The organism is Pseudooceanicola aquaeponti (genome assembly GCF_050897975.1).
Classification (GTDB): domain Bacteria; phylum Pseudomonadota; class Alphaproteobacteria; order Rhodobacterales; family Rhodobacteraceae; genus Pseudooceanicola.
Genome location: NZ_JBPAXY010000006.1, coordinates 156,362 through 175,148, shown reverse-complemented (window position 1 = coordinate 175,148; position 18,787 = coordinate 156,362). Strand labels below are relative to the sequence as shown.

The window sequence follows — 18,787 nt, the reverse complement described above, 5'->3', positions numbered from 1 at the left end:
GTCAAATTCGGTCCAAATCGCCGAACACCAAAGGCACCGGCTTTCAGGGGGACACGTGAGCCAGAACCCGCCCGTCATCGAATTGCGCGACCTGCATAAGGCCTATGGCGCGCTGGAGGTGCTCAAGGGCGTCTCTCTTACCGCGCATCGGGGCGACGTGATCTCGCTCATCGGCTCTTCGGGGTCGGGCAAATCCACCATGCTGCGCTGTGCCAACCTGCTGGAAGACAGCCAGCAGGGCGAGATCCTGTTCAAGGGCGAGGCCGTGCGCTGGCGCGGCGAGGGGCATCACCGGCGCCCCGGCGACGCCAAGCAGGTGCTGCGGATCCGCACCAACCTGTCGATGGTCTTTCAGCAGTTCAACCTGTGGTCCCACATGACCATCCTGCAAAACGTGATGGAGGCGCCGGTCACCGTACTGGGCCGCGACCCGAAAGAGGTCGAGCCGAAGGCGCGCGATTACCTGGCCAAGGTGGGCATCGCCGACAAGGCCGATGCCTGGCCCGCCCAGCTGTCGGGCGGCCAGCAACAGCGCGCAGCGATCGCCCGGGCCCTGGCGATGGAGCCCGAGGCCCTGCTCTTCGACGAGCCGACCTCGGCGCTGGATCCCGAGCTGGAACAGGAAGTGGTCAAGGTGATCAAGGATCTGGCCGCCGAGGGGCGGACCATGCTGCTGGTCACCCACGACATGCGCCTGGCCGCCGATGTCTCGGATCAGGTGGTCTTCCTGCACCAGGGGAACCTGATCGAACAGGGCCCGCCCGCCGAGCTGTTCGGCGCGCCCAAGACCGAGCGCCTGAAACAATTCCTCAGCGCCACGATCAGCGCCTGAGAACCGACACCCCGAGCCCGGACAAACCGGGCCGGACAACCGGCGGCGCCGCCGCCACCCAAACCGGGAGAGAAAGATGCAGAAACTCATCCTCAGCACCGCCGTCCTGGCCCTGACCGCAGGCGCCGCGCTGGCCGATACCGTGCGCATGGGCACCGAGGGCGCCTACCCTCCGTACAACTTCATCGACGACAACGGCGAAGTGGCCGGGTTCGAGCGCGAGCTGGGCGACAAGATGTGCGAGCTGGCCGAGCTGGACTGCGAATGGGTCACCAACGAATGGGATTCGATCATCCCCAACCTGGTGGCCGGCAACTACGATACCATCATCGCGGGCATGTCGATCACCGACGAACGCGAAGAGGTGATCGACTTCACCCAGGATTACTACCCGCCGACCGGCTCGATCTACCTGGCGCTGGATGAGGGCGTGGACCTGCAAGGCGGCGTCGTCGCCGCCCAGACCGCCACGATCCAGGCGGGTTACGTGGCCGAGACCGGCGCCACCCTGCTGGAATTCGCCACCCCCGACGAGACCATCGCCGCGGTGATGAACGGCGAGGCCGACGCGGTCTTCGCCGACAAGGACTTCCTGCTGCCCTATGCCGATGAAGGCGAGCTGATGATGGTGGGCGAGGAAGTGCCCCTGGGCAAGGGCATCGGCCTGGGCCTGCGCGAAAGCGACACCGAGCTGAAGGACAAGTTCAACGCCGCCATCGACGCGATGAAGGCCGATGGCTCGCTGAACGCCCTTCTCGACAAGTACTTCGGCGAAGGCACCGGCACCTACTGATCCGGTCCCGGGCGGCTGCCGGGGCGCGCCTCGCGTCCTGGCCGTTGCCTCTGGGGGAAGGGGTGCCGCCTCTTCCCCCCGCTTCACCCCTGACGCAAGGGATACCTGCGCCCCGTGTTCGACTTCTGCACAGATCCGGACCTCTTGGAGGGCAGCCGCTGGCTGGCCTGCTATCTGACCACGCCCAAGCACATGATGTTCTACCAGTCCTTCGGGGTGGTCATCGCGCTGCTGCTGATCACCGCGCCGGTGGCGCTGTTCGGCGGCTTTCTGGGGGCGCTGGCGACACGGTCGCATATCGCGCCGCTGCGCTGGCTGGGTCTGGGCTATTCCTCGATCGTGCGCGGCGTGCCCGACATCGCCTTCTTCCTGTTCGTGCCGCTGGCACTGGATCAGCTGCTGGAATGGATCCGACACGAGGTGAAATGCCCCGACTGGCAGGAACCGATCCGCCAGGGCAATGATTTCGTCGTCTGCGCCGCCGCCAAGCTCCCCCTCAGCTCCGCACCGCAAATCTGGCACGAGCTCTACGGTGTTGCCCTGGCGATCCTGGCCTTCGCCTTCGTCTTCGGCGCCTTCGCCTCGCATGTCCTGTCGGGCGCCATGACCGCCGTGCCGCGCGCCCAGCTGGAGACCGCAGAGGCCTATGGCATGACCCGGGCCCAGGTGACCCGCCGGATCCTGGTGCCGCAGATGTGGGCCTATGCCCTGCCCGGCCTGTCGAACCTGTGGATGATCCTGATCAAGGCCACGCCGCTGCTGTTCCTGCTGGGGGTCGAGGACATCGTCTATTGGGCGCGGGAACTGGGCGGGTCCAAGACCTCGGCCTATGCCTATCCGCATCCCGACTGGCGGCTGTGGTATTTCACCGCCCTGCTGCTGTTCTACCTGGCGATGACCAAGCTGTCCGAGATGGCCTTTGCCCGGCTTGAACGCCGCTTCGCGCGCGGCCAGGCCACAGCCTCGGGGATGCGTCAGGGGCGCGGCGATGCGGGCCCGGGCGGCGATAGCGGCAAGGGGGCCCCGGCATGATGTCCTGTCTCGACACGATCCAGGCCTATGGCCTGCGCTCTATCGGCCTTGGCGAACGGCTGTTGCCGCGCAGCGATTTCACCCTTTGCGATCAGTTCGTGCTGATCGGCTCGGGCATGATCTGGAACCTCTACTTCGGCCTCGGCGCCCTTTTGCTGGGCTTTTGGGCGTCTATCGGCGTGGCCCTGATGCGCCATTCCGAGAACCGGCTGATCCGCAAGCCCGCCGACTGGTTCGTCTTCGTCTTCCGGGGCTCGCCGCTGTTCATCCAGTTCTTCCTGTTCTACGCCCTTTTCACCCAGCTGCCGCGCGACGGGGTGCCGATCAACCTTGGCTTCGTGCAGTTCACCGCCGAGACCTCCTGGCTGACCCGGGCCTGGGGTGGCGCGCTGATCACGCTGTTCCTGAACACCACCGCCTATACTGGCGAGATCTTCCTGGGCGCCCTGCGCGCCATCCCCAAGGGCGATCTTGAGGCGGCGGATGCCTATGGCTTCTCTGGCTGGAAGAAGTTCCGCCGCATCACCTTCCCCACCATGCTGCGCCTGGGCTGGCCCGCCTACACCAACGAGGCGATCTTTCTGTTCCACGCCACGACGCTGGTCTACTTCAGCTCTTTCCCGGCGCGGCAGCAGAAGGGCGATGCCCTGTACTACGCCGATTACTTCGCCTCGAAGACCTTCAACCCCTTCATCCCCTACCCGATCCTGGCGATGTATTTCATCCTGCTAACCCTGACCGTGGTGCTGGTCTACGGGGCGATCTATCGCCGCCTGAACCGCCACCTGCCGTCGAACCGCAAGCCCCGGATGAAGATCCGCCCGCAGCTGGTGCGCTAAGTCCCGGGCGCCGCCCCCCGGGGCCACCGGCGGAGGCCTCCGGCGGGAGTATTTTCGGCTTTAGGTTGACAGGGGCCGGGCGTCCCGGGGGGACGCAGCGCGATTTGATCCCCTTTTCGCTTCACCGATGCGGCGCCATGCGGCATGATGGGCGTGATTTGATCATATTAACGAGTGGCCGGATCCCGGCCCGAGAGGACCCAATGCACTTCGATCAGTACCGCACCTTCCGGGTGGCGGCCGCAGACCTCAATGGCCAGATGCGTGGCAAGCGCGTGCCCCTGGCCACCTTCGACAAGCTGGGCACGGAGGGCACGCGGATGCCGCTGTCGGTCCTGAACGTCGATGTCTGGGGGGCGGATATCGAAGACAGCCCGCTGGTCTTCGCCAGTGGCGACGAGGACGGGGTTCTGAAACCCACCGAACACGGGCCCGTCCCCATGCCCTGGCTCGACAGCCCCTCGGCCCTGGTGCCGATGTGGATGTTCCACGACGACGGCACCCCCTTTGCGGGCGATCCGCGCCATGCCCTGCGCCGGGTGCTGGACCGCTACGCCGAACGTGGCTGGACCGTGCAGGCCGCCGTCGAGATGGAATTCTACCTGGTCGACGACACCGGCCACCAGCTGGCGGCGCCGCAGAACCCGATCTCTGGTCGGCCGGTCTTCGGCAATGCCATCCTGTCGATCCGCCAGCTGGACGCCTTCGACAACTTCCTGACCGACCTCTACGACGCCTGCGACGCGATGGAGATCCCCGCCGACAGCGCCAGTTCCGAGGCCGGGCTTGGCCAGTTCGAGATCAACCTCGACCACCGCGACGCCATGGCGGCGGCCGATGATGCCTGGCTCTTCAAGGCCATGGTGCGCGGCATGGCGCGGCGCCACGACATGGCCGCCACCTTCATGGCGAAACCCTTTGCCAATGACGCGGGCAACGGGATGCATGTGCATTTCTCGGTGCTGGACCGCGACGGCAACAACATCTTCGACAACCGCGGCCCCGAGGGCACGCCGCTGCTGCGCAATGCGGTGGCGGGCTGTCTGGCAGGGCTGGCGCCGGGCACCCTGATCTGGGCGCCCCATGGCAATTCCTACGACCGGTTCACCCCCGGTTCGCACGCCCCCACCGGCGGCTGCTGGGCCTATGAGAACCGCACGGCGGCCATCCGCATCCCCTCGGGGCCGTCGCGGGCGCGGCGGATCGAGCACCGCGTGGCCTGTGGCGACATCAACCCCTATCTGGTGCTGGCCGCCATCCTGGGCTCGGCCCTGGTGGGGATCGAGGACGAGATGGAGCCGCCCGCGCCGATCACCGGCAACGCCTATGACCAGAAGCTGCCGGGGCTGATGCCCGACTGGGAAACCGCGCTGGACCGTTTTGAGACCGATCCGCTGATGGCGCGGATCTTCACCCCCGAGCTGATCCGCAACTTCGCCATGACCAAGCGTCAGGAGATCCGCCGCCTGGCCGAGATCCCGCCCGAGGAACACTGGCTGGTTTATCTCGAAACCGTCTGAGGCCGCGCGCCCGGGCGACGGGCGGCCAAAGGGGGTCTGCCCGCGCCCCATCCTGTGGCGCGGCGCCCCCTCAGCCCTTGCCGCCCCGCGCGCGCTCTACTACCTTCGCGATGCAACCCAACGGTGTTTCATGAAAATCGGCATTCTGCAGACCGGCCACGCACCGGACAACATGCTTGAGACGATGGGCGATACGCCCGCCTTCTTCGAGCGGCTCCTCGCGGGCCACGACTTTACCTACCAGACCTACGCCGTCTGTGACGGCCTCTTTCCCGAGGGCCCGGACGATTGCGACGGCTGGCTGATCACCGGCTCGAAATTCGGCGCCTACGAGGATCACGACTGGATCCCGCCGCTGGAAGACCTGATCCGGCGCATCTATGCGGCGGGCGTGCCGCTGGTCGGGGTCTGTTTCGGCCACCAGATCATCGCCCAGGCCCTGGGTGGCCGGGTCGAGAAATTCCCCGGCGGCTGGTCCGTGGGCGCCACCCGCTATACCGGCCCCGAGGGCGAGAAGGTGCTGAACGCCTGGCACCAGGACCAGGTGACGGTGCTGCCCAACGGCGCCCGCGTCCTGGCCGCCTCGCCCTTCTGCCAATATGCCGCCCTAGCCTATGGCAGCCATGTCTACACCATCCAGCCCCATCCCGAATATGGCGCCGAGGCCATCGGGATGTTGCTGGCCGAACGCGCCCCCGGCGTGGTGCCCGCCCCGCTGATCGCCCAGGCGACCCAGGCGCTGGACACGCCCACCACCGCCTCGGACGAGGCCGAACGCATCGCCGCCGTGCTGAAAGGAACCCCGCTGTGAGCCCCGACACCAAGGACTGGATCCAGGACATCCCCGAGGCCGCACGCGACTACCTGGAAGGGCGGCGCCTGGACGAGGTGGAATGCATCATCGCCGACGTGCCCGGCATTGCCCGCGGCAAGGCGGTGCCCGCATCGAAATTCGCCCGGCAGAAGAATTTCCACCTGCCCAATTCTATCTTCTTCCAGACCATCACCGGCGACTGGTCGGATGCGGCGGGCGACGAGGGCTTCATCGAGCCCGACATGATCCTGGAACCGGACCTGTCCACCACCACCGCCGCCCCCTGGACCGGCGACTGGACCTTGCAGGTGATCCACGACGCCTTCGACCGCAAGGGCAACCCGATCCCCTACAGCCCCCGCAACGTGCTGAAACGGGTCGTGAAGCTTTATGAAGAGCAGGGCTGGAAACCCGTGGTCGCGCCCGAGATGGAATTCTACATCGTCGCCCGCAACCTGGATCCGGCCAAGCCGATCGAGCCGATGATGGGCCGTTCGGGCCGCCCGGCGGCCGCGCGCCAGGCCTATTCCATGACCGCCGTCGATGAATTCGGCCCGGTGATCGACGACATCTACGATTTCGCCGAGGCCCAGGGGTTCGAAATCGACGGCATCACCCAGGAAGGCGGCGCAGGCCAGCTGGAGATTAACCTGCGCCACGGCAATCCGGTGAAACTGGCCGACGAGGTCTTCTACTTCAAGCGGCTGATCCGCGAAGCGGCCCTGCGCCACGATTGCTTTGCCACCTTCATGGCCAAGCCGATCATGGACGAGCCCGGCTCGGCCATGCATATCCACCACTCGGTGCTGGATATCGAGACCGGCAAGAACATCTTCACCGGCCCCCAGGGCGGCGAAACCGACGCCTTCTATTACTTCATCGGCGGCCTGCAAAAGCACCTGCCGGAATGTATCCCGCTGATGGCCCCCTATGTGAACAGCTATCGCCGCTACGTGAAGGACCACGCCGCGCCGATCAACCTGGAATGGGGCCGCGACAACCGCACCACGGGCATCCGCGTGCCGATCAGCTCGCCCGATGCGCGGCGGGTGGAAAATCGCGTGGCGGGCATGGATTGCAACCCCTACCTCGGCATCGCTGCCTCTCTGGCGGCCGGCTATCTGGGGCTGATGAACGAGGAACGCGCCGAGAAGCAGTTCCGCGGGGACGCCTACGAAGGCGAGGGCGACTTCCCCCGCACCCTGGGCGAGGCCCTGGACCTGATGGATGAGGCGACCGCGCTGAAAGAGGTGCTGGGCCCGGAATTCCTGCGCGTCTATTCCATCGTGAAACGCACCGAATACGAGGAATTCCTCTCGGTCATCTCGCCCTGGGAACGCGAACACCTGCTGCTGAACGTCTGATCCCGGCCCCGCCCGACCGGGCGGGGCGGACCACGGCGCCTTAGCCGGTGGCGCGCTCGGGATAGGTCAGGCCGATCTGCGCCCGGATCTCGTCCATCACCTCGAGGATGCGGATCGTCTCGTCGATCGACATCAGCGGATGGCTGCGCTGCCCGGCCTGAACGGCCTCTTGCAGGGCCAGGGCCTGATACTGCATCCCGCGCCCCTGCATCGGCGCCTCGAACTCTTCCAGCACCGCACCGTCGGGCGCGCGCAGGCGCAGCCGAGCGGGCGCATACCAGGTGGCGTCGATCTCGACCGAGCCCGCCTCTCCCACCACACTGGCGGTATTGGGCCCACGGATGTCACTGGCGCAGGACAGCTGCGACAGGGCATCGCCTGCGTGCCGCATCACCACCTCGACGGCGGCATCCGCGCCGGTCTCCTTGAACCGGGCCACCGCGTGAAGCGCCTTCGGCAGGCCCAGCACCTCGCAGGCGAAGGACACCGGGTAGATCCCCAGATCCAGCAGGGCGCCACCGCCCAGCGACAGATCGTTCAGCCGGTGGCCCGGATCACTGGGCAGGGCCTGGCCGTGATCGGCCCGCAACGACAGAAGCCGGCCCAGGCGCCCCGAGGCCAGGATCTCGCGCAGCCGACACATATGCGGCAGGAACCGCGTCCACATGGCTTCCATGACGAAGAGCTGCCGCGCCTCGGCCAGGGCGGCAATCTGGCGCGCCTCGGCGGCGTTCATGGCGAAGGGTTTCTCGACCAGCACATGCTTGCCCGCCTCCAGCGCCAGCCGCGCCCCGTCCAGGTGGAAGGGATGCGGGGTGGCCACGTAGATCACGTCGACCTCGGGGTCGGAGACCAGCGCCTCATAGCTGCCATGGGCCCGGGCCAGCCCCAGGCGGTCAGCGAAGACCTGCGCCCTGGCCAGATCGCGCGAGCCTGCGGCCACGACCGACAGGCCCGCCACATGCAGATCCTTGACGAAGGTTTCGGCGATCAGGCCGGTGGCCGTGATCCCCCATCTTAAGGGCTGGGTCATGCGGATCTCCTCACGCTTGCCCGTCCGCGATAGCGCGGGCGGGGCGCGGGATCAATTGCCGGGGCCCGCCGCTCGGGCCGCGCGAGGCGGGCCAGTCACGGGCGGCCAGGACACCCGGCGCGGGGCGATGGCGCGCCCCGCGCCCCGCGCCCCGCGCAGGCCAGAGGGGCCTAGCTGTCGGAATAGGTCCACAGGTAGTTGGGCGGCATCGGCCCCTTGTTGCGCCCGCCCTGCTGTTTTTGTTCCCAGGCATGGGCCAGGATGCCGACCGAGCGCGACAGGCAGAAGATGCCGCGCGCCAGGGGCGCGGCGAAACCCAGCTCGGCAAAGATCACCGCCGTGGCGCCGTCGATGTTCATCGGCACGCCGCGCGTCCGGCCCCGGGCCAGTTCGGCCTCGATGGCGCGGGCGATGGCGGCGAAACGGCCCGAGATCTCGCCCCTCGCCGCCAGATCGTCGACCAGCCCCAGCAGGCGCGGCGCGCGCGGGTCGCCGTCCTTGTGGAAGCGGTGGCCGTAGCCGGGCACGAACTTGCCCTTCTCGGCGCGGAAGGCCGCCAGCATCTCGGGCACCGCAGGCACGCCGCCCGCCGCGTCGATCCGCTCGAACAGCTCGACCAGTTGTTCGCCAGCGCCGCCGTGGACATCGCCCAGAACGTTGACAGCCGACCCCATGGCGTTGTTCAGACCCACGCCGCAGGTGATCGCCATGCGCGCCGTGGCAATCGAGGGCGCCTGCGGCCCGTGATCGACCGAAGCCACCAGCGCCGCTTCCAGCAGCCTGGCCTGACCCTCGCTGGGCAGCTCGCCGCGCAGCATCAGCCAGATCATCTGCGGAAAGCTGACGTTGCCGATCAGGTCCTGGATGGGATGGCCGCGAAACTCGATCACGCCCGGTTCCATCCGGATGATCGAGGTGGTCCACCAGTCGGACACCGCCTTGTCCGTCGCGGGGCCTCCCGCCGGGCCTGCCGTTGCCTCAGTCATCGCCCACCACCTTTCGCTGCCGTCCCAGGTAGCGGTCGCCGTCCTGGCCCAACCGGGGCGGCGGGGCCGCGACGCAGGGCCGCTCTCCGTTGATTGTCACTGGCGAGGCGACCAGCGATAGCCGCCCGCCGCGCGCGCCCTCGAAGGCACCGAAATCGCGCACCAACCCACGTTCGGACAGGTGATCAGAGGCCAGGACCTCCTCGACCTTCAGCACCGCGCCCGCCGGCACCCCAAGCGGGTTCAGCTCGGCCTCCCACTGGCGGGCGGGCTTGGCGGCCAGCGCCGCCTCGATCTCGGCGCGCAGGGCCTCGCGATTGGCCTTGCGGTCATCGCGCTGGCTGTAGTCGGGATGGCTCAGCAGATCCTCGCGCCCGATGTGGCGGCACAGCGCCTCCCATTGGCGGCTTTCGTTGGCGGCGATGTTCAGCAGGCCGTCGCCGGTCTGGAAGGCGCCCGAGGGGGCCGCCGTCATGTTCTCGTTGCCGATCACCGCGGGCGGCACACCGGCCACCAGCCAGTTGGACACGGCCCAGCCCATGGTCGCCACAGTCGCCTCCAGCATCGACACGTCGATAAACCGCGCCTCGCTGCGGTCCGCCAGGGCGGCACAGATCGACATGGCGGCGGTCAGCCCGCCGATGGTATCGGCCACCGGGAAACCCACGCGCAGCGGGTTGACCTCGGGCGTACCGGTGACGGCCATGACCCCCGCCGCGCCCTGGATGATCTGGTCATAGGCCGGGCGCTTGGCCCAGGGGCCGGTCTGGCCAAAGCCGGAAATGGCGCAATAGATCAGGTCGGCCTTGCGGGCGCGCAGCACCTCCCAGCCCAGGCCCAGCCGGTCCATCACCCCGGGGCGGAAGTTCTCGACCACCACATCGGCGGTTTCGACCAGGGCCAGGAACTCCGCCTTGCCCTCGGCGCTTTTCAGATCCAACTCGACCGAGCCCTTGCCGGCGTTCTGCGCCAGGAAGGACACGCCCATCAGATCCGCCGACAGGGCGCGCGAGGCGCCCAGCTGGCGCGCCAGGTCGCCCCGGCCCGGGATCTCGATCTTGATCACCTCGGCGCCCAGATGGGCCAGTTGCTGGCAGGCGAAGGGGCCCGCCAGCACATTGGTCATGTCCAGCACCCGGACACCGGCAAGCGGAGAGGTGGCTTTGCTGTCCTGGGTCATGCGCCCTCCGCGAAGGTGACGACCGGCTTGACCTCGGTCTGCTGTTTCATCGCCGCCAGCGCGTCGTTCACCTGATCCAGCCGGTAATGGTTCGAGATCAGCCGCTCGAACGGCAGGTCGGCGCCGTGGCGGCGGATGAATTCCATCGCCGCCCAGTAATCCTTGGCCCCGCCCGCCAGCGAGCCCAGCACCCGCAGGTTGCGGTTGACGAAGGTCGAGGGCTTGATCGTCACCTCGCCCTGCCCCAGCTGGCCGACCAGCAGGTAACTGCCGCCGCGCCGTGCCAGGTGCAGGCCCTCGGTGAAGGCCTGGGGGATGCCCGCGAATTCCATCACTACATCGGCACCGCGCCCCTCGGTGGCGTCCAGGACGAAGGCCTGACGCTCTTCCGCCGACAGGGTCTCGACCGAAAGGACATCATCGGCGCCAAAGGCCCGGGCCAGGTCAAGCCGCGCCTCGGGGGCGCCGATGGCGATCACCCGGCGCGCGCCGGACATGCGGGCCACGCCGGTGGCCAGCAGGCCCAGGGGCCCGGTGCCCTGCACCACCACCGTGTCGGTGTGCCGGATCTCGCCCAGCTCTTCCACCGCGTGGATGACAGAGCGGAAGGCGCAGCTGGCCATGCTGGCCAGCGGGCTGGAGACGCTGTCGGGCACCTTCACCCGCCCGGATTCGGGCAGGACGTAGACGTATTCCGAGAAGCCACCCAGCAGGTAGGGCGAGCGCTCCATCGTTTCGTACATGTAGGCGCGGGCGTTCTGGCACAGGGTCGGCTTGGCCGCGACGGTGCACATATAGCAATGGCCGCAGTTGGTGCGGGTCCAGGTGATGCGGTCGCCGACGCGCAGGTCCTGGCCGACGCTGTCGCGCTCGGACCCGGGGCCAAGGGCGGCGACGGTCCCGGTCATCTCGTGACCGACGATCACCGGCAGTTCGACGGGGCGCGCCAGGGCGTCATTCGCCAGATGCACATCGGTGCCGCAGATGGTGCAGCAATCGGTCTTCACCAGGATCGCGCCGGGCTCGATCTCCTGCGGGATCGGCACGTCCTCGATTTGCAGCGGCGTGCCGTACTGGCGCAGGACTGCGGCGCGGGAATGGTCGGGAAGTTTCATGATCTTACCCCAGCACGAAAGGGTTGGCGCGGTTCGGTTCGGGGGTGATCCAGACGCTTTTCGTTTCCAGATAGTCCTTGAAGGCGTCCACCCCGCCCTCGCGCCCGATGCCCGATTGCTTGTAGCCGCCAAACGGCGTGGCAAAGCTGGTGGTGCGGTAGTTGTTCACCCAGACGGTGCCCGCACGGATCCGGTCGACGGCCCGCATGGCGCGGGCCAGGTCACGGGTCCAGACAGCCGCCGCCAGGCCATAGTCGGTGTCATTGGCGATGGCATAGGCCTCTTCCTCGGTGTCGAAGGCGATGACGCAGGCCACCGGGCCAAAGACCTCTTCGCGGGCGATGCGCATGTCATTGGTGACATCGGCAAAGACCGTGGGGCGAATGAACTGCCCCTGGCCAAGGTCGGGGCCAGAGACCACCTCGCCGCCAGTGACCAGTCGCGCGCCCTCGTCCCGGGCCATGGCGATCATCGCCTGGACCTTCTCGAACTGCGGACGGGTGCAGATCGGGCCGATCTGGGTCTCGGGATCCGCCGGATCGCCGATCCTGGCGGCCTCGGTGGCGGCGGTGAAGGCCTTCAGGAAGGGTTCCAGCACGCTTTTCTGCACCAACACCCGGCTGCCTGCCATGCAGGTCTGGCCCGCCGCGGCGAAGATGCCCGCGATGGCGCCCTTCACCGCCTGGTCCAGGTCGCAATCGTCGAAGATGATGTTGGGCGACTTGCCCCCCAGCTCCAGCGTGACGGGCTTGAAGTGCCGGGCGGCGGCCATGGCCACATGGCGCCCGCCCCCCTCGCCGCCGGTAAAGGCGATCTTGGCGGTCAGCGGGTGCGAGACCAGCGCCTCGCCCACTTCGCCACCCAGGCCCGTGACCACGTTAATCACCCCCTTGGGCATCCCCGCCTCATCGGCCAGCCGCGCCAGTTCCAGCACCGAGGCCGAGGCGAATTCAGAGGGCTTGATGACGATGGTATTGCCCGCCGCCAGCGCGGGTGCCAGTTTCCAGGCGGTCAGCGACAGCGGAGAGTTCCAGGCGGTGATCGCCACCACCACCCCGATGGGTTCGTATTTGACGTAGTTGATGACGCCGGGCTTGTTGATCGGCACGACATGGCCGCCGACCTTGTCGCACAGGCCCGAGTAGTAGTTCAGCCATTGCGTCATATTGGCCACCTGGCCCTTCACCTCGGCCACCAGCTTGCCGTTGTCGCGCTGTTCCACTTCGACCAGACGGTCGGAGTTGGCCTGGATGTAGTCGGCGAAGCGGCGCAGCAGCGCGCCCCGCGCGGTCGGGGTCAGGCCCGCCCAGTCAGGATTGTCCATCGCCGCATGGGCGGCGCGCACGGCGCGGTCGGCATCGGTCGCATCCGATTGCGGCACCTCGGCCCAGACCTTGCCCGAGAACGGCTCGACCGCATCCATCCACTGGCCCGACGCGGGTTCGGCCCAGGCGCCGTTGATGTAGTTGAGGTACTTGGTCATATTTCCACCTTCTGGTTTTCGGTCGCGGCACGGCGCGCCTTGCGCCGGCGGATAAGGGTCAGCGCCAGCATCAGCGCGATCAGCAGGATGAAGATCCAGTTCACCACCCCGCTGAAGAAGATCGCGGGATCATTGCCACTGATCAGCAGCGAGCGGCGCAATTCGGATTCGGCCATCGGGCCAAGGATGATCGCCAGCACGGCGGGCGCCGTGGGGATCTCGAGCTTTTCCATGCCATAGCCGACAAGGCCGACGATCAGCATGATCCAGACTTCGACGATGCTGTTGCCCACCGTGTAGACGCCGATCGAGGTCAGCACGACGATGCCGGGGGCCAGGATCAGCGGCGGCAGGCGCAACGCGTTGATGAAAAGGCGCGAGCCCAGGGCCCCGATGGGGATCATCATCAGCGCGGTCACGCCCATGGCGATCATGAAGCCGTAGGTAATCTCGGCCGTGTCGCGGAACAGCGCCGGCCCGGGGCGCAGCCCGTGCACCAGCAGCACCCCCATGATCACGGCGGCCACGGCCGAGCCCGGCACGCCCAGGGTCAGGGCGGGGATCAGCGTCGCGGCGGTATCCGCGTTGTTGGCACATTCGGCGGCGGCCACGCCCTTGGGGTCGCCCTTGCCGTAGCGATCGCCCTCTTTGGCGCGGCGCCGGGCCTCGTTCCAGGAGATCACCGCGGCGATATTGCCGCCCGCGCCGGGCATGATGCCGACGATGACGCCGATCACCGAAGAGCGCAGCCAGACCGGCAGCAGCGAGCGCATCTTGAACCCGTCATCGGCGCTCTTGCCGGTGTCCAGGTCCTTGCTGTCGATGCGCAGGGCCTTCTCGGCCAGTTCCAACGCGGGCGGGATGGCGTAAAGCCCGGTCAGCACGACGATGATCGAGAAGCCCGAGACCAGATGGGCCGAGCCGAAGGTGTAGCGTTCGGCGCCGGTGATCTGGTCGATCCCCACCAGGCCCATCAGCAGACCCGCGCAGGTCGAGATCAGCCCCTTGGACAGCGAGCCGCCCAGCACAGAAGTGATGCACAGCATCCCGAAGATCGCCAGCCAGAAGAACTGCGACGGCCCGAACTTCAGCGCCAGCGCGGCCAGCGGCGGCGACAGCAGGATCAGGCACAACGCGCTGACGAACGAGCCGAAGGCGGAGGAATAGAGAGAGACGCGCAGCGCCTGCCGGGCGCGGCCCTGCCGGGTCATCGGGTAGCCGTCAAAGACGGTGGCGATGCCCGCGGGCGTACCGGGGATGCGCAGCAGGATCGCGGGGATCGACCCGCCGTACATGGCGCCGTTGTAGATGCCCGCCACCAGGCCAAGCGCCACCAGCGGCTCCATCCCGAAGGTGAAGGGGATCAGCACCGCGATCCCCATCGTCGCCGAAAGCCCCGGCAGGGCCCCGGCCAGGACGCCCATCACCGTACCGGCCACCATGGCCAGGATAACCACGGGCGTGAAGATGGCGGCGAAACCGTCCACCAGATGTGTCAGAATATCCAAGGGGAACTCCTCAGCCGCCGAAGATCAGGTCCGCAGGCATGGGACTTTCGAGCAGCACAATGAAGATCAGCCAGAGCAGGACCGCCAGGCCGACGGCGGCCAGGGCCGCCTGCCAGGCCGGACGCAGCCCCATCAGGGCGGGCGCGGCAGTCAGGAAGACCAGGATGGACGTGAAGAAGCCCAGATGCGGGATCGCCGCCACGAAGGCCACCATCAGCACCGCCAGGGTGGCCAGGCGCCGCAGCGAGGCCTTCGACAGCGTGGTCTCGCCCTCGGCGCGCGGCAGTTGCCGCACCAGCCCCCCGGCCCAGACCAGCGCCGCCACGCAGCCCAGCCCCGAGACGGCGATCGGCATGAAGGCCGCCGCCCCGCGATAGCCGCTGCCGACCCAGCCCAGCAGGGCAAAGACCGCTGCCACCCCGAGGGCGGCGGCAAGTTCTGCCGCCACCACCCGGGAGGACGCAACGGAGATGTCGTCGCGCGGGCTCATGTCACTCGACCCAGGGGTTCTCGTCCCACAGCGCCTGATAGAGGCCCTGGAGATCGGTCAGCGTCGCGGTGAAGTCATCGGACCCCTGGTAGTTCAGCGGCAGCGCTCGGCGGCGGCGGCGCGGAATTCCTCGTCGGCGACGGCTTCACCGATGGCGGCCGAGAGGGTCGCGATGATCGCCGGATCCAGGCCCACGGGGGCGCCGATGCCGCGATAGGCGCCCGACACCACGTCGAAGCCCTGCTCCTGGAAAGTCGGCACCTCGGGGGCGCCTTCCCAACGCTCGGTGCCCATCTGCCCGAAGGAGGACAATTCGCCCTCGTTCACGCTGTCGATCACCTCGCCGATGTTCATCGAACCCAGGGCGATATGGCCGCCCAGCAGGGCCGCGCGGATCTCGGACGAGCCGCCGAAGGGCACGTGCCGCAGCTCGATCCCCGCCGCGCGTTGCAGCGCCAGCATCGACAGGTGGTCGTCCGAGCCAATGCCGGTGGTGCCGTAGGTGATGGTGCCCGGCGCGGCCTTTGCAGCCTCGACCAGACCGGCCAAATCGCCGTAGTCGTTGTCGGGCAGCGCCACCAGCGAGCCCGCGTCGAAGACCACGTTGGCAATCGGCTTCAACTGGTCGAAGGCAAAGGACGCCTCGCGCTGGATCGGAATGGTGATGCTGGTCGGGGTGTTGATGAAACCGATCGTGTAGCCATCGGGCTTGGCCTTGGCGATCTCGGCAAAGCCCAGTTCGCCGGAGGCGCCGGGCTTGTTGATCACGGCGACGGTCTTATCGCCCGGCAGGTATTTCTCGATGAAGGGCACCAGGGTGCGCGCGGCGACATCGGTCCCGCCACCGGCGCTATAGGCGATCACCATGTCGATGGTGCGGGTCGGGTAATCCTGTGCGGTCACGGCCCCTGCGGACAGGGCAAGCACGCTGAGCGCACCGGCAAAGACGGTCTTGTTCATAAGCTTTCCTCCTCGTTCGACAGCCTCCCTGTCGACGCTTCGGACACTGGACAGGCGGGAAAAGAAAGTCCACAGTGCGAAACTCGATTTTCATCTAGTGGAACAATTGCCATGGAAAGCGGACAACGTGTCGAGGCTGTCGAGAAGGCCCTGTCGATCCTGGATGCCTTTTCGGAGGACCGCATGTCGCTCAGCCTGAGCGAGATCGCGCAAGAGACCGGCATTTCGAAAAGCTCGCTGCCGCGCCTTCTCAACTCTTTGATCCTGTTTGGTTTCATCGTTCGCGACCCGGCAAAGCGCTATGCGCTCGGCTCGAATGTCTGGCGCCTGGGCGCGCTGTTCCGGCGCCGGTTCGACCTGGGCGAGAAGGTCCGGCCAGAACTGCGCCAGCTGGTCGAGCTGACCGGAGAGACCGCCTCTTACTACGTGCGCGAACAGGAGGAACGGATCTGCCTTTACCGGCAGAACTCTCCGAATCCCGTGCGCCACCACCTGGACGAAGGCTCGCGGCTGAGCATCGACCGGGGCGCGGCGGGCCACGCGCTAAGCGCCGAGGACAGCCCCCCCGACCGGGTCTTCGTCTCGGTGGGCGAGCGCAACCCCGAGGTCGCGGCGGTGGCCGTTCGGATCAGCTCTGCGGACGGAGAGTTGCGCGGCGCGCTGTGCGTCTCTGGCATCTGCACCCGCTTCGACGAGGTCGCCAGGACCCGGGCGGGCGAGCTGCTGCTGGAGGCGCGCAATCGGCTGATCCTGGAGGGCTAGGCCCGGCGGCGGGGCCACAGACCGGAACGCCGTCCCCCGATCGGCCCTCCGGCCTTCCGCCTGCGACGACCCGTTACATATTTTTCACTTTGCGGCACCCGACGCTTCCGTTAGATTTCCCGAAGATGATTTTCAGGAAAGCCGAAGACATGACTCTGCCGCCGAATGTTTACGACGCCGAAGCGATCCCCGAAGCCGCCCGCGCCGAGATCGAGCGTCTGCTCTCGTCCGGAGACCTGTTCCGCTATACCGCCCCCGAGAACGCCCCGGTCACCCTGCTTGAGACCGAGTTTGCCGAGATGATGGGCACCAAATACGCCCTCGCCGTCTCGTCCTGCTCTGCCGCGCTGTTCCTGTCGCTGAAGGCCCTGGACCTGCCGCGCGGCGCCCGCGTGATGATCCCGGGCTTTACCTTCGCCGCCGTGCCCTCGTCGATCGTCCATGCCGATTGCCAGCCGGTGCTCTGCGAAGTGGGCACGAACTACCGCATCGACATCGAAGATTTCAAAGCCAAGCTGCCGACAGTGCAGGCCGTGATCATCTCGCACATGCGCGGCCATACCTCGGACATGGATGCGATCATGGCGCTGTGTGACGCCGCCGGGATCCCGGTGGTCGAGGATGCGGCCCACTCGCTGGGCACGACCTGGCACGGCAAGAACATCGGCACCATCGGCAAGATCGGCTGCTTCTCGTTCCAAAGCTACAAGCTGGTCAACTCCGGCGAGGGTGGCATCCTGATCACCGATGACGCCGACCTGGTGGCCCGCGCCATCATCATGTCGGGCGCCTACGAGCATATGTGGAAGAAGCACAAAGCGCGCCACGGCGAGAACTCGAACGACCTGATCGAGGCGCTGGAGCGCTGGCAGAACAAGCTGCCGCTTTACAACCTGCGCCTGTCGAACATGTCGGCCACCATCGCCCGCAGCCAGCTGCCCGAAGTGGCCCGCCGTGTCCGCGATGGCCGCCGCAACCACGACCACACCGCCGCCGCGATCAGCGCCAGCCCCTGGATCGAGGTGCCCGAGAAGCTGGCCCCCGAAGAGCGCGCCCCCGACAGCCTGCAATTCAACCTCGTGGGCCTGAGCGACGACCAGACCCGCGCCTTCCAGGACGCGGCAGCCAAACGCGGCGTCAAGGTGCAGGTCTTCGGCATGTCCGCCGACAATGCCCGCGCCTTCTGGAACTGGCAGTTCATCGAGGATCTGCCCGAGCTGCCCGCCACCCGCGCCATGCTGATGCGCGCCTGTGACTGCCGCCTGCCCGCCCGCCTGACGCTGGCCGAATGCGACATGATCGCCGACGCCCTGACCGGCGCGGCCCAGGATGTGATGGGCGAAGCGGAAGTGACGCACGCCGCCGAATAGGCGGCCCCGACAGATCCGATCAACGGCCCCGGGTGCTCTGCCTCCGGGGCCGTTTTGCATCCGGCGCGGGCAAGGCGGGGCCCCGGCTGCGGCCGAAGGTCGCCCACCCCCGTCCTGTCATTCCCCTGTCACACCCGGCGCCTAGCGCGAGTAGAGGCAGCGGAGGACCCCCCATGGACACCCCGAATCTTGCATCCCTTCTGACCGAGGTCGACAGGCTGCGCGCGCAGATCCTGTCGGGCGCCGCCCCGATCGCCGCGCGCTGGCAGGGCTGGATCGAGGCGCCGGGCTTTGCCCCCTCGGCCGAGAATTTCGCCCAGTATCTGGCCCTGCGCCAGCACGACATCCGCCCCCTGCAATGGCGGCTGATGCAGGCCGGGCTATCCTCGCTGGGTCGCGCCGAATCCCGCGTCCTGCCAACGCTGGAGGCCACCCGCGCCCTTCTGGCCGCCGCCCAGGGCGCCCCCTACCAGCCCCCCGCCCCCGATGGCTTCTTTGCCGGCGAGGCGCGCATTGCCGCCCGCGCCGAGTGCGTCATGCTGAACAAGGGCCCGCATATCTTCGAGGTGATCGCCGCCCTGGACCGCCTGATGGGCCGGATGGCCGAGCACCAGGCGAAGAAGACCCCGCAGCTGCGGGAGTTGCGGAGCTGGGCGGGGTGAGGGGGGGAGCAAAGCGGGTAACGGCGTATGACCAAGCTCTGAGA

At 67.6% G+C, this 18,787-nt stretch carries 18 protein-coding genes; 10 read left to right on the top strand and 8 right to left on the bottom strand.

All coding sequences use genetic code 11. The features are described 5' to 3' along the window. Positions 1 to 55 precede the first annotated feature (55 nt). The 7 genes from ACRARE_RS15775 (at position 56) to ACRARE_RS15745 (ending at position 7,194) form a co-directional block, all read left to right on the top strand. Positions 56 to 832 carry an ABC transporter ATP-binding protein gene (locus ACRARE_RS15775; protein WP_432657415.1) on the top strand — a complete coding sequence of 259 codons (777 nt, stop codon included), beginning with the start codon at positions 56 to 58 and terminating at the stop codon, positions 830 to 832. 76 nt (positions 833 to 908) lie between these two features. Continuing rightward, positions 909 to 1,625, top strand: coding sequence for a transporter substrate-binding domain-containing protein (locus ACRARE_RS15770; RefSeq protein ID WP_432657414.1), 717 nt, complete (start codon positions 909 to 911; stop codon positions 1,623 to 1,625). Between the two features lie 114 nt (positions 1,626 to 1,739). Beyond that, positions 1,740 to 2,657 (top strand): ABC transporter permease, encoded by a 918-nt coding sequence (locus ACRARE_RS15765; RefSeq protein WP_432657413.1) that lies wholly within the window; start codon positions 1,740 to 1,742, stop codon positions 2,655 to 2,657. Continuing rightward, positions 2,657 to 3,496 carry an ABC transporter permease gene (locus ACRARE_RS15760; RefSeq protein ID WP_432657684.1) on the top strand — a complete coding sequence of 280 codons (840 nt, stop codon included), beginning with the start codon at positions 2,657 to 2,659 and terminating at the stop codon, positions 3,494 to 3,496. Before ACRARE_RS15765 ends, ACRARE_RS15760 begins: the two co-directional genes overlap by 1 nt. Before the next feature lie 203 nt (positions 3,497 to 3,699). Next, a complete protein-coding gene (locus ACRARE_RS15755; protein ID WP_432657412.1) occupies positions 3,700 to 5,016 on the top strand; it encodes a glutamine synthetase family protein in 1,317 nt (438 codons plus the stop codon). Between the two features lie 130 nt (positions 5,017 to 5,146). Further along, positions 5,147 to 5,827 carry a type 1 glutamine amidotransferase gene (locus tag ACRARE_RS15750; RefSeq protein ID WP_432657411.1) on the top strand — a complete coding sequence of 227 codons (681 nt, stop codon included), beginning with the start codon at positions 5,147 to 5,149 and terminating at the stop codon, positions 5,825 to 5,827. Continuing rightward, complete coding sequence (locus ACRARE_RS15745) at positions 5,824 to 7,194, top strand: glutamine synthetase family protein (protein ID WP_432657410.1); 1,371 nt, start codon at positions 5,824 to 5,826, stop codon at positions 7,192 to 7,194. The genes ACRARE_RS15750 and ACRARE_RS15745 overlap by 4 nt, the downstream gene beginning before the upstream one ends. Positions 7,195 to 7,234: 40 nt before the next feature. On the opposite strand, the gene ACRARE_RS15740 is transcribed toward ACRARE_RS15745, so the two are convergent. The 8 genes from ACRARE_RS15740 to ACRARE_RS15705 all read right to left on the bottom strand — a co-directional run bounded on the left by ACRARE_RS15740 (position 7,235) and on the right by ACRARE_RS15705 (position 15,949). Then, positions 7,235 to 8,227 carry a Gfo/Idh/MocA family protein gene (locus ACRARE_RS15740; protein ID WP_432657409.1) on the bottom strand — a complete coding sequence of 331 codons (993 nt, stop codon included), beginning with the start codon at positions 8,225 to 8,227 and terminating at the stop codon, positions 7,235 to 7,237. Between the two features lie 170 nt (positions 8,228 to 8,397). Then, a complete protein-coding gene (locus ACRARE_RS15735) occupies positions 8,398 to 9,213 on the bottom strand; it encodes a citryl-CoA lyase (RefSeq protein ID WP_432657408.1) in 816 nt (271 codons plus the stop codon). After that, complete coding sequence (locus ACRARE_RS15730; protein WP_432657407.1) at positions 9,206 to 10,393, bottom strand: CaiB/BaiF CoA transferase family protein; 1,188 nt, start codon at positions 10,391 to 10,393, stop codon at positions 9,206 to 9,208. The genes ACRARE_RS15735 and ACRARE_RS15730 overlap by 8 nt, the downstream gene beginning before the upstream one ends. Further along, positions 10,390 to 11,508, bottom strand: coding sequence for a zinc-binding dehydrogenase (locus ACRARE_RS15725; RefSeq protein ID WP_432657406.1), 1,119 nt, complete (start codon positions 11,506 to 11,508; stop codon positions 10,390 to 10,392). Before ACRARE_RS15725 ends, ACRARE_RS15730 begins: the two co-directional genes overlap by 4 nt. A 4-nt stretch (positions 11,509 to 11,512) precedes the next feature. Continuing rightward, positions 11,513 to 12,991 (bottom strand): aldehyde dehydrogenase, encoded by a 1,479-nt coding sequence (locus ACRARE_RS15720; RefSeq protein WP_432657405.1) that lies wholly within the window; start codon positions 12,989 to 12,991, stop codon positions 11,513 to 11,515. Beyond that, positions 12,988 to 14,499 (bottom strand): tripartite tricarboxylate transporter permease, encoded by a 1,512-nt coding sequence (locus ACRARE_RS15715; protein ID WP_432657404.1) that lies wholly within the window; start codon positions 14,497 to 14,499, stop codon positions 12,988 to 12,990. Before ACRARE_RS15715 ends, ACRARE_RS15720 begins: the two co-directional genes overlap by 4 nt. A 10-nt stretch (positions 14,500 to 14,509) precedes the next feature. Beyond that, positions 14,510 to 14,989, bottom strand: coding sequence for a tripartite tricarboxylate transporter TctB family protein (locus ACRARE_RS15710; RefSeq protein ID WP_432657403.1), 480 nt, complete (start codon positions 14,987 to 14,989; stop codon positions 14,510 to 14,512). 93 nt (positions 14,990 to 15,082) lie between these two features. Further along, complete coding sequence (locus tag ACRARE_RS15705) at positions 15,083 to 15,949, bottom strand: Bug family tripartite tricarboxylate transporter substrate binding protein (protein WP_432657402.1); 867 nt, start codon at positions 15,947 to 15,949, stop codon at positions 15,083 to 15,085. A 111-nt stretch (positions 15,950 to 16,060) separates the two neighbouring features. On the opposite strand from ACRARE_RS15705, the gene ACRARE_RS15700 reads away from it, so the two are divergent. The 3 genes from ACRARE_RS15700 (at position 16,061) to ACRARE_RS15690 (ending at position 18,743) form a co-directional block, all read left to right on the top strand. Beyond that, complete coding sequence (locus ACRARE_RS15700; protein WP_432657401.1) at positions 16,061 to 16,711, top strand: IclR family transcriptional regulator; 651 nt, start codon at positions 16,061 to 16,063, stop codon at positions 16,709 to 16,711. 149 nt (positions 16,712 to 16,860) lie between these two features. Further along, positions 16,861 to 18,081, top strand: a complete 1,221-nt coding sequence (locus ACRARE_RS15695; RefSeq protein WP_432657400.1) for a DegT/DnrJ/EryC1/StrS family aminotransferase — start codon at positions 16,861 to 16,863, stop codon at positions 18,079 to 18,081. Positions 18,082 to 18,254: 173 nt separating this feature from the next. Then, entirely contained in the window at positions 18,255 to 18,743 is a 489-nt protein-coding gene (locus ACRARE_RS15690; protein ID WP_432657399.1) for a hypothetical protein, read from the top strand. Positions 18,744 to 18,787: the final 44 nt, after the last annotated feature.